Origin of the sequence: Ignisphaera sp. (genome assembly GCA_038831005.1) — an archaeon.
In the GTDB taxonomy this organism is placed as follows: Archaea; Thermoproteota; Thermoprotei_A; order Sulfolobales; family Ignisphaeraceae; genus Ignisphaera.
The window spans coordinates 167,171-182,953 of the sequence record JAWBKZ010000001.1; the positions used below are offsets into that span (position 1 = coordinate 167,171).

Annotated in this window: 9 protein-coding genes; 6 read left to right on the forward strand and 3 right to left on the reverse strand. The window is 38.1% G+C overall.

The genetic code is table 11. The features are described 5' to 3' along the window. The first annotated feature begins 134 nt into the window (after positions 1-134). The gene (gene purE, locus QXK50_00860) at positions 135-608 is read left to right on the forward strand and encodes a 5-(carboxyamino)imidazole ribonucleotide mutase (protein MEM2007713.1); all 474 of its coding nucleotides are present in this window, start codon (positions 135-137) and stop codon (positions 606-608) included. Positions 609-739: 131 nt separating this feature from the next. Next, positions 740-2,227 carry a DUF2139 domain-containing protein gene (locus QXK50_00865; protein MEM2007714.1) on the forward strand — a complete coding sequence of 496 codons (1,488 nt, stop codon included), beginning with the start codon at positions 740-742 and terminating at the stop codon, positions 2,225-2,227. A 132-nt stretch (positions 2,228-2,359) separates the two neighbouring features. Here the strand turns inward: QXK50_00865 and QXK50_00870 are convergent, their stop codons facing one another. The 3 genes from QXK50_00870 to QXK50_00880 all read right to left on the reverse strand — a co-directional run bounded on the left by QXK50_00870 (position 2,360) and on the right by QXK50_00880 (position 7,464). Beyond that, complete coding sequence (locus QXK50_00870) at positions 2,360-3,472, reverse strand: endoglucanase (GenBank protein ID MEM2007715.1); 1,113 nt, start codon at positions 3,470-3,472, stop codon at positions 2,360-2,362. Between the two features lie 311 nt (positions 3,473-3,783). Continuing rightward, positions 3,784-6,594, reverse strand: coding sequence for a DNA-directed DNA polymerase I (locus tag QXK50_00875; GenBank protein MEM2007716.1), 2,811 nt, complete (start codon positions 6,592-6,594; stop codon positions 3,784-3,786). Between the two features lie 99 nt (positions 6,595-6,693). After that, positions 6,694-7,464, reverse strand: a complete 771-nt coding sequence (locus QXK50_00880; GenBank protein MEM2007717.1) for a DapH/DapD/GlmU-related protein — start codon at positions 7,462-7,464, stop codon at positions 6,694-6,696. A 108-nt stretch (positions 7,465-7,572) separates the two neighbouring features. Between QXK50_00880 and ppdK the strand changes: the two genes are divergently transcribed. From ppdK to QXK50_00900, 4 genes are all read left to right on the forward strand, one after another. Beyond that, positions 7,573-10,458, forward strand: coding sequence for a pyruvate, phosphate dikinase (ppdK, locus tag QXK50_00885; protein MEM2007718.1), 2,886 nt, complete (start codon positions 7,573-7,575; stop codon positions 10,456-10,458). Between the two features lie 127 nt (positions 10,459-10,585). Further along, entirely contained in the window at positions 10,586-12,799 is a 2,214-nt protein-coding gene (locus tag QXK50_00890) for a CDC48 family AAA ATPase (protein MEM2007719.1), read from the forward strand. A 62-nt stretch (positions 12,800-12,861) separates the two neighbouring features. After that, positions 12,862-15,354, forward strand: a complete 2,493-nt coding sequence (locus QXK50_00895; GenBank protein MEM2007720.1) for a tRNA(Met) cytidine acetyltransferase TmcA — start codon at positions 12,862-12,864, stop codon at positions 15,352-15,354. A gap of 5 nt (positions 15,355-15,359) precedes the next feature. Next, a complete protein-coding gene (locus QXK50_00900) occupies positions 15,360-15,755 on the forward strand; it encodes a hypothetical protein (GenBank protein ID MEM2007721.1) in 396 nt (131 codons plus the stop codon). Positions 15,756-15,783: the final 28 nt, after the last annotated feature.

The window sequence follows — 15,783 nt, forward strand, 5'->3', positions numbered from 1 at the left end:
AACTAGACTACCGTACAGCTGTTGGGTACAGCGTTAGTGATAATAATTACTGGATGTTTAATTCTAATTTTAACGTCTTATGTATATATAAATCCTATAAATCCAGGTTATAATAGCCCAATGTGGTGATTTTGATGCCTAAGGTAGCTGTTATCATGGGTAGTAAGAGTGATTGGGAGTATATGAAGGAAGCTGTAGAGCTACTTAAACAGTTCGATATAGAGGTTGTGATAAAGGTTCTTTCAGCACATAGAACACCTGAAGCTACATTTGATTTTGCTAAAAATGCTGCTGAAAATGGTGTAGAGGTTATAATCGCTGGTGCAGGTGGAGCAGCTCATTTGCCTGGAGTGGTTGCAGCTTTAACGCATCTACCTGTGATAGGAGTACCTATACCTTCAAAACATCTAAATGGATTAGATTCACTCTTATCTATTGTTCAAATGCCTCCTGGTGTACCAGTAGCAACAGTTGGTATAGGTGGTGCGAAGAATGCAGCACTTCTTGCTCTACGTGTACTTAGTCTAAAGTATCCCGAGATTGTAGCGAAACTTAAAAGATATGTAGAAGATATGAAGAAGGAGGTTCTGTCTATAAAGCTTGAATAGATTGTCTAGAATATAGAGCATTACGTGTCTAAAAATATTTTAATCGATATCATTTTAATTTTATTAGTATATGTTATGGATACAATGTCACATAGCTTCATGTTGTGGTCTGTTACGGGGGCTTGATCCCTATGTCCAAAATCCTTAATAACTTAGGTGGGGTGTTTCCTCCAAGATATGGCCCTGAATGGGGTAGTGGAGGTATATTTGGGCTCAAGTACTATAAGGAAACACTATACTTTACATTAGCTTTTGAAGCTGAAGCACACTTCATTAATGACAATGAAAAGGTCTATAGATATGAGCTTGTAGGTCCAGGGCCTAGATCTGGAGGAGATACATATAATGCTGTTGATGTTGTTGATGAATACATATATTTTGGTGGATGGGTTCATGCACCAGCTGTCTATGTAGGTAGAAAGAATGGTATGGGCTCCTATATATCGTTTAAGAACAAGTGTAGTCATATACACTCATATGATGTATATAACGCTAGAGTTGAACTTCTATGGAAAGAATGTTTAAATCATGAAACAGATTGGGTTGGTGAAGTAAGTGAAATAGTGTATGATCCAGCGGGAGATAGACTTCTGCTTGCTAGAGGAGATGGTATGGTTAATCTAGGTGTATATCAGATTGATAGAAAAGGAGGAAACTATAGGAAGCTATCTAGTGTAGCTGCACAAAAAGGTTCGTACTTCTATGACCATATATGTTTCGATATGTTTAAGGACTGGATTGATGGTGTTATAGGGATACAGTGTGTGGATCTAGTTGAGGATAAGGTTAGGTATCTAGAGCTAAAAGATATAGCCAAGATGAGTATAGATGGTGGTGAAGTTTCGTGGAGATTACCAGGTTCAGCTACATCGGCTTATGGAAGATTCTTTCTATTCATTCGTGGAGGATTATTGGTTGGAAATCCTGTAGATGAATCTATTGAGCCTATAGTGTTCTATAGACTTTTTGATTTTGGATTGTCTGGATATACCCCTAGAAGGTCTATGGCTAAGCCATTTGCTGGAGGAATACTTGTTGGATTCAATAGCTATTCAGAAGCAACTATAAAGTCTACCAACGAGTATGAAAGAATTCTTTCAAAAGCTACAAATACTATAGTAGCACCTTCTGTTCTGCTATTTATTGCACCACCGATAGCCAAGATAGTTGGTATCTTTGGTGCTAGAATAACGGGTTTCGAATCCGTGGAAGACAAGCTCATTGTAGCTTATGATACTATGGCGAATACGTTTAGATACGATGCTCTACCAATAGATGCTGGATTCAGAGGGTTCACAATTCTAGACCAAGATATAGTCAATAGAAATCCTCCACTAAAATTTGTGATCAGAGGATTCCAAGTAGAGAACAGAACCTTTGGAGGAATACCTACAGCAGGTTATCGAGAACCTTCTATAGAGATATTGAGTAATAAGGATAACAAGATCTATATATATGAGTATGATTTATCTCTACCACCGACTAGCATAGTACAAGATGTATATACATTATCAAAAGGCAAAAATGTTCTAGATTTAAAGAGCTATAGAAACTCAATATTGTCGTTCAAACTAGAGAAAGAAGATAGAGAAGCATTGATCAAGATAAATCTCATGTAGTAGGTTTCATATTGTATATCATAATGATAAACAAACAATAGAAATGAACATGAAGTTACATCCAACTTATAATCAATAAACTCTATATATTGATGCTTGTTGATGAGGTAAAGGTGTCCAAAATCAGTATATTTATATTGTTACACTAGGCAAAACAGTAAAATCTCTTAGTATCCACACAAATCTTGCAATACCGTTAGATGATCTGGTACCCCATTCAGTTCCTATCTCCCAACCTAATAGATAGTGACTAGATATGTTGAACGTTGAATACCTAGTTGTGATATTAACGAAGACTGTTGGATCGTAAGCAACATGACCACACTTGATGTTTATTTCCTTAGGTACAAATGCTATGTATTGCCAACCACCCCAAGAAACACTATCTTCTCTCCATACCTCAAAGATTATGTCAACTCTTGAGCCGTTAACAACTATAGGCACAATTTCTTCACCAACTTTTCTTCCTGCTGGATTAAGATTCTGTCTATAGATCCAAACCATTATCTCTACATCACCATTTCCAGGTGATGTACCAGGATTATTTGCTACACTAGGTCGAACTAACCATGCATCTGCAGCTATATTGAAGTTCATTGAAGGCTCTATATCTTCTATACATATGTGGAAGGATATAACGAAAGGAGTCATCTCACTAATCTTCATTGGAAACTTGACTCCAAAACCATTAGCGTATCGTCTTCCCCAAGGTTTTCTACCTATATATACTTCAGGATAACCATTTACCCATTCTACTGGCTGTATATCTGTCAAATTAAATTCAGCTTTAATAATGCGTCTAATAAGGTCTATTAGTATTTGTTGTGTCCCTTTGTAGCTCTTCATATTCCACGGATTAATTTCAACAAAAGCATCTACAGTATTATCACCATTAACATCTAGTTCGGTTGAAGATCTCAACGGATACGAAAGTTTGATTTCGGGAGACGCTGTTATAGTTGTGAACTTAATCAAGGTATCCACCAAGGTCTTAGTTAATGTTTCCGTATACGTGGTATAAAAAGTAAATAGCTTTGTGGTCTCTATTGTTTCTGTTACAGTCATTATTGATTGATGTGTGTGTTGTGTTACTGTGTGATGGTGTGTAACAATATTTGTTATCGTAACTGTTTTTGTTATCGTAGCTGTTGATGGTTTGGCCGCATTTGAATAGTAGAGATATCCTCCAATAAAACCTATAACAATTATTACTATGACAATTAATGGTGCGAGTAATTGTTTCATGGCTACCTACACCAAGTCGACTATACCTTGGCTAGCTCTAAAAAGTTTTTGATGTGTGATATATCATGGAATACCTTAGCCGATCAAGTTAATGGTTGCACTTAGTAGCTACTTATTCAAATATATTATAGTTTCAGAAAGCGGAGTTTTGATATAGATAGAGTTTTTGGTAGCTCAAAAATGTGATTTAGTATCAAGATAGATGAAGATATGAGGTGAATTTACATTCTAGGCTAGTTCTATGACTACCATAGAACTATTTTTGCATACATGTTAATATTGTTAGTGTGGTGGATGGGGATTGAGGACATCTAAATTAGTTTTGATCCCCCAGCTATATCTTCCCAACTAAGGTTTAGAGCTGTAAACAATTGTTCTAACGTAGACCTCATTGCTTCAACATATTTTTGTACATCTATCTCTCCTATTCTCGCTAACTGTATGGGCTTTACACCTTCTTTAGATCTAACCTTTACATAGGTTATTATATCTCCAGGAGATATCTCGATACCGTATCTCTGGAGCATAAGAGCGGCTTTAACGTGTTGAGGTGTAGTTTTTACGTATTCAGATAGGGTTTTTGTCAAACCTATGTGGAAAGCTACTTCGTCTAGTGTCAAAAGTCTATTCTTTAGAAGCAGATAGTATTTCCCTAACGTGTTTTTAACGTTATCGATAACCTTTACAGCATCTTCAGGCTCATTTATACTCGCTATCTGTTTTATTATATCTGTGAATAGGTTCTTTATGAAGTCTGGAGTATTTCTTTTCTTACCCATCATACCCTTAATATCTATATCTCCTCCCGATTGTACACCCACGTAATTCTTTTTGAGAGCAAATGCAACAAATCTATATGTTTTATCTATCTCTAGTTCAAGACCATAAGTTTCTTCAACCCATTTCTTGAGTTCCTCAAGTTTTGATGATCCAGGATTCCATATGAATAGAGAATCGGTATCCCCGTAGAGAACCTTTAGATCTAGTTCCTCAGCTTTACTAATTGTTGTAGATATGACCCTTCTACCTAAGGCAGTAACACTTTCAGCTACTGAAGGAGCATAGAGTGGAAATGTCTCAGCTCCAAAAACGCCATAGGCAGCATTGATGTACACCTTCATAGCTCTTTGAACAACATCGTACCAGCTACGGTATAGTGGATCTAGGTTCTTATCTTTTGCTTTTTTCTTGTATAGCTTGACTCTAAAGTCTCTTAAAAGTCCTACGATTTCAGATGTTATGCCTACGTTATCCATACAAACCTTATGAACAACGTTACCTTTTTCATCAACTACATTGTCAACCTTATTACACGGGATTTTATCAGGATCTATTGTTTCGTAGCTTAGGTTCCATCTCTTTATAATTGATGGATATAATGATGCGAAATCCAGAACCACAACATTAAAGAATATTCCTTGTGGTGGATCGATAACAATAGCACCTGCATACTTCTTTCCCTTGATTATGGCTTCAGTAACTTTCCTTCCTTTGAGCATAGATATATCTTCTTTACGTGGTATAATGAATCCTTTACGTCTATGCTCCCAATAAAATAGGTTCTTGATCCAAGTAGATACCGTTGTTCTACAAACATCCTCTAGTCCAAGTTTGCTTATACGCATAATGAGCAACATAAGTTTCCAGACAAGTTCATCTGAAAAAGTGGTTAGAGCTAACGTTATTTGGGCATCTCTGATGTTGTATCTGGCAAGTGTTGATAGATCTACTTTACCTAACTCTTCGTCAAGCTGAACCTTACCTACGCCTAAGAGTGCTTGTGCAACTGAATCAAGATTAACTTCTCTATATCTACCTTCGAATGCATATACTTGTATAGCCTTATTGCTGAAGAACTTGTAGAGATCTAGGTGGAGAGCTGAAGATAGTTTAGCCACATATTCTACTTTACCGCCTTTCAATATCTTCTTCACTTTTATGTTTATGAATTCATTGGGGATATTCAACTTGATTGCTCTTATGTAGAGGTACCGTAGATCAAAGTTATCTCCATTGAATGTTAAGACTATAGGGTATCGAGAAAGTATTGTCAGTGCCTCAAGAATTATCGATACCTCGTTATCGAATATCTCTATCTCTACATTGTCTTCTGGTAAAGGTTGTATCATCTTGAGGTTTTCTCTATACAACACCAAGACTTTTCTAACTCCATCGTTTGATGCAAAAGCTATAGACATTATTGGATACGAGGCTTGATCTGGTGAAGGTATTTTACCTTCAAATGGTGTATACACTTCTATATCTATGGCAATACGTTTAGCCGATACCCATTTAGTTTCAAAGAGCTTAGCCAAGTTGATTGCTGTTTCAATACTTTCAGATCTACTTATCCCTAGACTATTAATTAAACTACTCTTTAGATGCTCCTTGTCCACCTCAATGATTTCCTCAATCGAGTTACCTTCTACTCTATAAGGCATGCCGGGTATTAGACTACGATCATAGATGTAGTTCACATGATACTTTATGTCCGCTTCCCATGCAGCTGGAACTTTGGTTCTAAGTGATCTTACTGCAAGAGGATCTTTTGTTACAATTTTTGTGAATCGTTTAACTGTTTCATGTAGAAGATCGATTTTTTCGACTGTTTCTATGGAATCGAAAGATTTGTGTCTAACAATTTCTGGGATCTTACTCACTTTATCGGGTGGAAGATCCGTTAAGAAGTAAGGCTTGTGTCCTGTTTTATCATACCAGTGCAAGAGTGTGTGATGTATAGGATCGTAGAATATTAAGACAGCTTTACCAACATCACCATTGTAATCTACATCTAAAAGAAAAGCATAATCAATCCTATCTACGTTATTTGGATAGCTATAGAATTTCACTACCCTTACATTATCCAGATCCATGTTGTTTGGTATATACACCCTCAGACCTGAGTGTATAAGCTTCTTCCACACACTTTCTTCACTATACGGGACTACTGGTTGTTGCTCGGATTGTTTGAATTCATTAGTACTGTTTACATTACTGACCTTAGATTTAGACACTATTTCGCTCTCTCTACTACCAATTGGTAGAGATTCTCTGCTTTCTGGTTCTTGGTCTCCAGATCTGTTCTTCTTGATGAATTCTAACAAAGTCTTCTGCTTAGACACGTCTAAGTCCCTTAGTCATACCAGTACTAAACCACATTGTATGTATTCTATCCCCGTATAATAGTAATGTATAGATGTGTTTATAAAGTCTGTGCATTATTAGCGGTATGGAAAAATATGGTTCAATTCATATTTTTTCTTTTTCTCTTCATATTCATCTCTACTCATAATAGGTTTGGCAGGAATACCCGCCACAACGGTGTACGGTTCTACACTTTTTGTGACAACAGATCCAGCAGCTATGACAGCTTCTTTACCGATCACTATTCCAGGGGTTACTATAGTGTTTGCACCTATAACTACTCCGTCCTCTATTATGGTTTCTATAATCCTTCTACTCGGTGGATATCTATCATTTGTAAAAACAACCCTTGGTGCTATAAATACGTTGGATCCTATCCTAACCTTAGGCGGTATATATACGTAAGTCTGTATAATGGTGTTCATTCCTACATCAACATTGCCATCGATGACTGTGCCTGTACCTATCTTGCATCTAGATCTGATTACAGTTCTTTCTCTAATAAGTACATTGTGTCCAAATATAACGTCGTCCTCTATAGATGTATCCTCGTATATTGTTGTACCACTACGAATAATAACGTTATTACCTATGCTTGCTCCGCTACTTATATCGTCAATGATTTCGTCAAGTAAACCTGCATAACCGCTTCTAATGATCTTAAGCAGTTTATCTTGAGTTATGTAGCCTATAACTACGTTGTTGTCGATAAACCCATTAGAGCCTATACGTGTAGAACCATAGATCTTCACGTTATTCCCCAGAACAGTCCCGTTTCCCACCGAGGTATTTTTACCTATAAACCTTATGCTAATAACTATCACCTGTGGAGTTCTGATGTGATACACATGTTATACACAAGTATTTTATAAATATTGTTTCATGCATCTTGGATTTAAAGCAATAAGCCTTATTAATCCTAAACATAGTAAGGCTAATCGTGAGGTATGAAAAGCATGGGCAATCCAGTAAAGAAATATGTGTACCAGTTTGAAGAAGGTGATCCTGAGAACAAGAGGCTCTTTGGAGGGAAAGGAGCAAGTCTCATAAGAATGGTTAAAGTAGGACTACCTGTTCCACCAGGTTTCATAATAACTACAGAAACATGTGTAGATTTCTATGCTCCTAGAAAGAGTGAAGTAGACTACATAGAGTTTGAGTTATCGAAGAATCCTCCGCCAGAAGTTCGAGACAAGCTTATAGAGAATGTGTGGAACATAATAAACTCCCTAAGTTTACCCAGTGGGTTATGGGAACAGGTTGTAGAAAATGTCAAAATAATTGAGCAAAAGACGGGCAAGAAGTTTGGAGACCCAAATAACCCACTACTTGTATCTGTCAGAAGTGGTGCACCTATCTCAATGCCCGGTATGATGGATACAGTCCTAAACCTTGGTCTAAACGATGAAGTTGTTGTGGGTTTGGCTAAGTTAACCAATAACGAGTGGTTTGCATATGATGCTTACAGAAGATTCATCAATATGTTCGGTAAGATAGTTCTTAGTATAGACGAGAAATTATTCAATAAGGTTTTTGAAGAGCTTAACGAGAAATATGTTAAAGAGGTTACACAGAGATTTGCAGACGAGATAGCTAATGTGAAGGCTAAGTTCCCGACTTATTCACCTAGGCTAGATGCTCAACCACCTAGAGAACTTGCACCAAATCTATGGAAGAGGTCTGTTGAGTACCTCAAGGAACTTGTAAACCAATTCAAAGCCATAGTTAAAGAGAATTGGGGAGAATTTCCACAAGATCCATGGAAACAGCTAGAGCTTGCAGTAAAGGCTGTTTTTAGATCGTGGATGAACCCAAGAGCTATTTACTATAGAATATTCAATAAGGTTACACCAGATATAGCTCACTGTACAGCTGTAAATGTTGTCACAATGGTTTTCGGCAACATGGGATGGGATAGCGGAACTGGTGTAGTATTCACTAGGAACGTTGCTACTGGTGAAGATGAGCTTTATGGAGAGTACCTTCCAAACGCTCAAGGAGAAGATGTTGTAGCAGGTATTAGAACACCTTTCCCAGTTGCAGAACTCAAGAAGATGTTCCCAGAACTTTATGATCAGCTGTATAAAGCATCAAAACAGCTTGAAAGAGCACTTAAAGAAGTTCAAGACATTGAGTTTACAGTTGAGAGAGGTAAGCTCTACTTCCTACAGCATAGAGATGCCAAGATGACTCCACTAGCTAGGGTTAGAACAGCTGTTGACATGGTTAAGGAGGGCATAATAACGAAGGAGGAAGCGATACTCAAAGTTAAAGCAGAACACGTGATACAGCTTCTATATCCAAGGATAGATCCAAATGCTAAAGCTAAACCAATAGCCAAAGGATTACCAGCTTCACCTGGAGCTGTAAGTGGACAAATTGTTTTCCATCCAGATGATGCTGTTGCATGGGCTAAAGAGGGTAAGAAGGTTATACTTGTCAGAATAGAGACTAAACCCGACGATGTCCACGGATTCTATGCGGCTGTAGGTATACTCACAAGTAGAGGAGGTATGACAAGTCACGCAGCTGTTGTTGCTAGAGCTATAGGTAAAACTGCTGTTGTTGGTGCTGAAGCTCTAGATGTACGTGAGGAAGAAAAGCACTTTAAGGTAGGAGATATCGTGGTTAAAGAAGGCGACTGGATCACAATAGATGGTAACTCAGGTAATGTTTACCTAGGTATAGTTCCGACTATAGAAGGTGGCTTAATACCTGAGCTCGCAGAGATACTGAACTGGGCTGACGAAGTTAGAAAGCTAGGCGTTAGAGCTAATGCTGATGTACCTGAAGATGCTGAAGTTGCCCTCAAGTTTGGTGCAGAAGGCATTGGACTACTTAGAATAGAGAGAATGTTTAGGAAACCCGAAAGACTAGAGCTTCTGAGGAAAGTTATCCTCTCTGAATCGGTAGAAGAGAGAGTTAAGAATCTAGAACCTCTAGCATCTATGATTAAAGAAGACTTCAAAGGTATATTCAAGATAATGAACAGCAAACCTGTAATTGTACGTCTAATTGATCCACCGCTCCATGAGTTCTTACCTAAACCTGAGGAAGTTCTTCAAGAAATATATGAGCTGAAGGCCAGAGGAGCTTCAGAGAATGTTATAAAGGAGAAAGAGTGGTTATTGAGAAGAGTAAGAGCTTTACAAGAAGCTAACCCAATGCTTGGTCATAGAGGTGTTAGAGTAGGTGTAACTAATCCAGAGATCTACTACTATCTATCCAAAGCAATACTAGAGGCTACAGCAGAACTAGTTAAGGAGGGATACAACCCAATAGTCGAGATAATGATTCCACAAGTATCAGATGTAAATGAAATCAGGTACGTGAAGCAAAAAGCAATACTACCTGTTCTAGAAGATGTTGAGAAAAGATATGGAGTTAAACTAAACGTGAAGATAGGAACAATGGTTGAAACAGTTAGAGCCTGTCTAGCCATGAACGAAATAGCCAAGGAGATAGACTTCATAAGCTTTGGAACTAACGACTTGACACAAGCAGCTTTCAGCTTCAGTAGAGATGATGTAGAGAACAAATTTATGCCATTCTACCTACAGGAAAAGATCTTGCCTAACAACCCATTCCAGACACTAGATGTAAAAGGTGTAGGTAAACTCATAGAGATAGCAGTAAAATCCGCTAGAGAAAACAACCCGAAGATCGAGATAGGGATCTGTGGAGAGCACGGAGGAGATCCAGACTCAATAATGTTCTTGTATAAAGCAGGACTAGACTATGTATCTGCATCACCTTTCAGAGTACCTGTAGCAAGACTAGCAGCAGCACAAGCAACAATTAAATACACAAAGAAGGATGTAAAAGTTAGTTACGACGTATAATATATCCTTTTTATCCTCTTTTTAAATCAATTTCCACATCTTTATATCCAATATACATCTATATGTCTTCATCTATAAACTTATATACCTTGTGACTTCTAGAGATCTAGGTAATGGTGTTAGTGCATTGGCTACAGAGAATGAGATTACTTTAAGAGTTGAATCTGCTAGACAACGTGATGTTGGTAGAAAAATTGCTCGATTGCCACGAAAAGCGTTTATAGAGCTTAAGCTAGAGCCTGGCGACTACATAGAGATCAGAAGCGGTAAAGGTGTTACAGTAGCTTTAGCATGGAATGCATATCCTGAGGACGAGAATTACGAGATTATAAGGATCGACGGATTCATGAGGGAGGTATTGGGTGTTAGTGTAGGAGATGTTGTTAGGGTTAGAAAAGCTCATGCAGTACCTGCACAAAAGGTTATATTAGCTTTTGTTGAAGGTGATTTTCTTGGAGCTGATTATGATCCAAGATATAAGGAATATTATGCTCGCAATCTTGCTCAATATGTTAAAAGAGATCTTCTTCAGAAGCCTTTGATAAGAGGTGATATTGTTGTTGTTTCTTATTTTGGTTACTTTGGAAATCCATTGAGACTTAGAGTTGTATCAACTATACCAAATCAGATTGTATATATTACTGAAATGACTGAGATAGTTATAAGGCCTGAGCCTGCTAGAGTAGCTCCTGCTGGTGTTCCAAGAGTTACATGGGAAGATATAGGAGATCTCGAGGAAGTTAAGGAAAAGATTAGAGAAATTGTTGAATTACCTCTAAAGCATCCGGAGCTTTTCGAGAGATTAGGTATTGATCCGCCTAAGGGTATTCTTCTTTATGGTCCTCCTGGTTGTGGAAAAACATTGTTAGCAAAAGCTCTTGCTAATGAAACGGGCGCCTACTTTATTGCTATAAATGGTCCAGAGATAATGTCTAAATACTATGGAGAATCCGAACAGAGACTTAGACAGATATTTGAAGAAGCGGAAAAGAATGCTCCAGCAATAATATTTATAGATGAGCTAGATGCTCTTGCACCTAAAAGAGAGGAGGTTGTTGGCGAGGTCGAGAAAAGAGTTGTAGCACAGCTTCTAACGCTTATGGATGGTCTTAAAGAGAGAGGTAGAGTAGTTGTTATAGGTGCTACCAACAGGCCCGAAGCTGTTGACCCCGCATTAAGAAGACCTGGTAGATTTGATAGAGAGATAGAGGTACCTCCACCAGATAGAAGAGCTAGAAGAGAGATACTAGCGGTACATACACGAAATGTACCTCTATCAGAAGATGTCGATCTAGATAAACTTGCGGAGATTACTCATGGCTATACAGGTGCAGATCTATCTGCATTAGTGAAGGAAGCTGCTATGAATGCTTTAAGGAGATTTCTTAAAGGTCATGCAATAGATTTAGATAAACCCATACCTTCAGAGCTACTTCAAAAACTTAAGGTAACAATGATAGATTTCCTTAACGCTATGCGTAATGTAGCTCCATCGCTTATGAGAGAAGTACTTATAGAGGTACCAGAAGTCCGATGGGATGATATAGGCGGTCTTGATAACGTTAAACAGCAGCTTAGAGAAGCAGTTGAATGGCCTTTAAAATATCCTCAAATATTTGAGCAAACCGGTATAAGGCCTCCCAAGGGTATTCTTCTTTATGGTCCTCCTGGTTGTGGAAAAACATTGTTAGCAAAAGCTGCAGCTACAGAAAGTGGTGCAAACTTTATTGCTGTTAAAGGACCTGAGGTTTTGAGCAAATGGGTAGGTGAATCTGAAAAAGCTATCAGAGAAATATTTAGACGTGCTAGAAGAGCTGCACCAGCTTTGATATTCTTTGACGAGATAGATGCTATAGCCGCTATGCGGGGCCATGATGTCTCGGGTGTTACGGATAGGATAGTAAATCAGCTTTTAACAGAAATGGATGGAATAGAGCCTCTCAGAGGTGTAGTTGTTATAGGTGCTACCAATAGACCTGATCTACTAGATCCAGCTCTTCTAAGACCCGGTAGGTTTGATAGAATCATCTACGTACCTCCACCAGATCTTAAAGCTAGATACGAGATTCTCAAGATACATACAAGGAAGATAGCTTTAGCAGAAGATGTTGATCTCATTGAATTAGCTAAAATGACAGAAGGATACAGTGGAGCAGACATAGAGAATCTCGTCAGAGAAGCCGTAATGCTTGCACTTAGAGAAGATATAAGACCTAGACCTATAGGTTATAAGTACTTCAGGAAAGCTATGGAGCAGATTAAGCCTAGTCTCACAGCAGAAGGTCTTCAAGCATATGAAAGAGTTAGAGAAGAACTGACAAGAAAAATGCTCTACATGTAGCCTCTGATCAATCAATTTTATCTTCTTATCATATATTATTTGCGATAAGGTTGTGATTAGTGTTGTCTAATAATCTCAAGCATTTAACGAAACGTGCACCTAGCTACATAACAGAAAATTTTAAGGAATTCAAGTTACGTTTCCGTAAAGAGCTTAATAAAGCGTTAAACGGTAGATATAGATTAATGGTAATACTTGCAGGTGATAATGCAGAAAGACAGGGAGTTTTATGTGTAGATATACTTCTATCTTACCTTAAATGGATAGGGAACATGAGAAAGGGCATAAAGATTCTTTACGTATATCATGATGAGTTCAATGACGCTCTCTACAGGAGGATGATTGTTGAAAGATTCATCAAAAGGTATGTGAAGAAGCATAGACTTGATGTAGAGCTCGAGATAGCTGTTTACGAAAATTCTGAAAAGTATCTTGGTATCACATCCCATGCTCTTGTAATAGATCTTGTAAACAGTTTGAAGCCTAATGATGTTGGTAGACTTGTAAATGTGGTTGAAGGAGGAGGCATAATTATAGCTTTTACACCTAAATGGAGTGAATGGGTCAACAGGAGAAATCTTTTCCAGATGTCTTTAGCTGTTCCACAGTATCCAGAACCTAGAAATGTTTTTACTAGATGGTTTCAGACAATAACTATGGCAAGCAAAGGTATCTATGTATATGACGTCGATGGAGATAATATCGTGAAATTTGATGAAGAGGATATCCCTAGCGAAACAATAGAGCCTATATCCATTCCAAACAATACAATGTTCCCTAAAGATCTCTACAAACTAGCATTAACACAAGATCAGGTTAATGCTATAAACGCTATAGAGAATCTTATCGATAACCCTAAGAATCCGTACATACGGGTGTCCGTAGTTCTTACAGCTGATAGAGGTAGGGGTAAATCTTGTGCCATAGGTATAGCGTTAGCAGGTTTGATTCAGAACATGCTTAAGCATAGGAATAGGATCAGAATCGCTGTTACAGCACCAGCTGCAACTAATGTGCAATCACTTATGATGCTTGCTATGAAGGCTCTGGATACCCTAGGGCTAAGATACGAGATTATGAAGAAAGAGGATACGGTTATCGAGCTTAAGAGCGAAAGATTCAGTATAGAGTATTGGAGTCCTGCAGCTGTAGTTAAACAAGATGTAGATATTGTTGCCGTTGATGAAGCTGCTGGGATACCTGTTCCATTGATTCACAAGATATGGTTAAAGTTTAAGAGAACAATATTTGCAACAACTATCCATGGATACGAAGGTGCAGGTCGAGGTTTCTCCATAAGGTTCCTTAAAAGGATTAAGGAAGACCGAAAAACAAAGCTAGTGATATACGAGATGGAGGAACCCATAAGGTATAGCAGACATGATCCTATAGAGAGATGGGTCTTTCGTGTACTTCTTCTTGATGCAGAACCAGATGAGCTTACAGAAGAAGATATGAAATACATAGAGAAGAAGGAATTCATATACCTCAAACCTGATGTATCAGACCTATTCACTATAGAGAGGGAGAAGATCTTGAGGAGCCTGTTCGGTATCTATGTTCTTGCACACTATAGGAACGAGCCAGACGATCTAGGTATGATAGCTGATGCTCCTCACCATAGTGTTAGAGGCTTGGCTCTCCCTAACGGAAAGATTGTAGGAGCAGCACAACTTGCAGAAGAAGGGCCTATACCAATCAACTACATAGATTCTTTATTGAGAGGAGGTAAGATACCCGGCAACATTATTCCCGATAGATTGCTCAAGCACGGTAGGCTAAGGGATATCGGTAACGGAAGAGGATGGAGGATAGTCAGAATAGCTGTACATCCAGAAATTCAGGGAAGAGGTATAGGTTCCTATTTCTTGTCAATGTTGATCAGAGAAGCTTTAGAGAGAAACTACGATTGGATTGGGAGCGGATTTGGGGCTACCGAGGAGCTTCTCAGGTTTTGGATCAAAAATGAATTTGTGCCTGTACATATTTCTCCTGATAGAAATCCTGTTAGTGCTGAATATACTGTTCTCTTGATAAAGCCTCTTACAGATACATGGAGCAAGATAGTCGAGTTACTAAACAAGGAATTCAAAATGAAGGTGATCGACAGTTTATACGATACCTATAGGGATCTAGAGGTAGAGGTAGCACACATACTACTGAACACAGAATATCGCTACAAAAAAGATGGAGAAGAATGCATGAAAACAGATGAACTTACAGCTATACAGGTCGACAGACTTTTAAGCTATATCAATGGATACATGACTTACGAATCGTGCAACGATGTTATTGTTAGGCTTGTCAAATATTACTGGCTTTTGCCAAAAAGTTGTAGAAATTTGGATAGATTTGAAGAAATGGTGGCTATAGCTAAAGTTCTACAGGGTTTACCGTGGGAAACTGTAGCAGATATTTTGCGCAACAAAAAGAGCAAGATTATAGAGACTGTTAGAGAGACTATCGTAAAGCTTACAGAGACATTCATAGGCTTAAATAGAGAAGAAGCAGAGAAGTTTCTAGGTGGAGTTACATTAGATAAGTATAGGGTGTAGTAGTAGTGGGTATTAGGTGGATCGACATTATCGAGAAGATCTATAGAGAGATAGACGATATAGTGATCAACTGCTCCTCTTGTTCTCCATCCTCAAGATGTGTCGAAGAACTTACACAATCTCTACCAATAGGTATAAGAGTATTGGGTGAGTGTTGTGCTTGTGTTTTTGAAACAGTTCTAGAGACTATACCAACAATAGATAGACTATACACTCATCTAGATACAGGCGATTCTGTAGCTATATATGCTCTAGACGATATAATTGTAGAGATTTCTCAAACATCTGTAATGTTGATTCCCACAACTTTGCTTACATCATATCTAGACATTATTGATGAATCTGGCTATAGAGATGCCGAAGTAGTAAGGAATTGGTTGAAAAGTAGGGTGGAACACTAAGGCTAATAATCCAGAAGCTACGATTTTA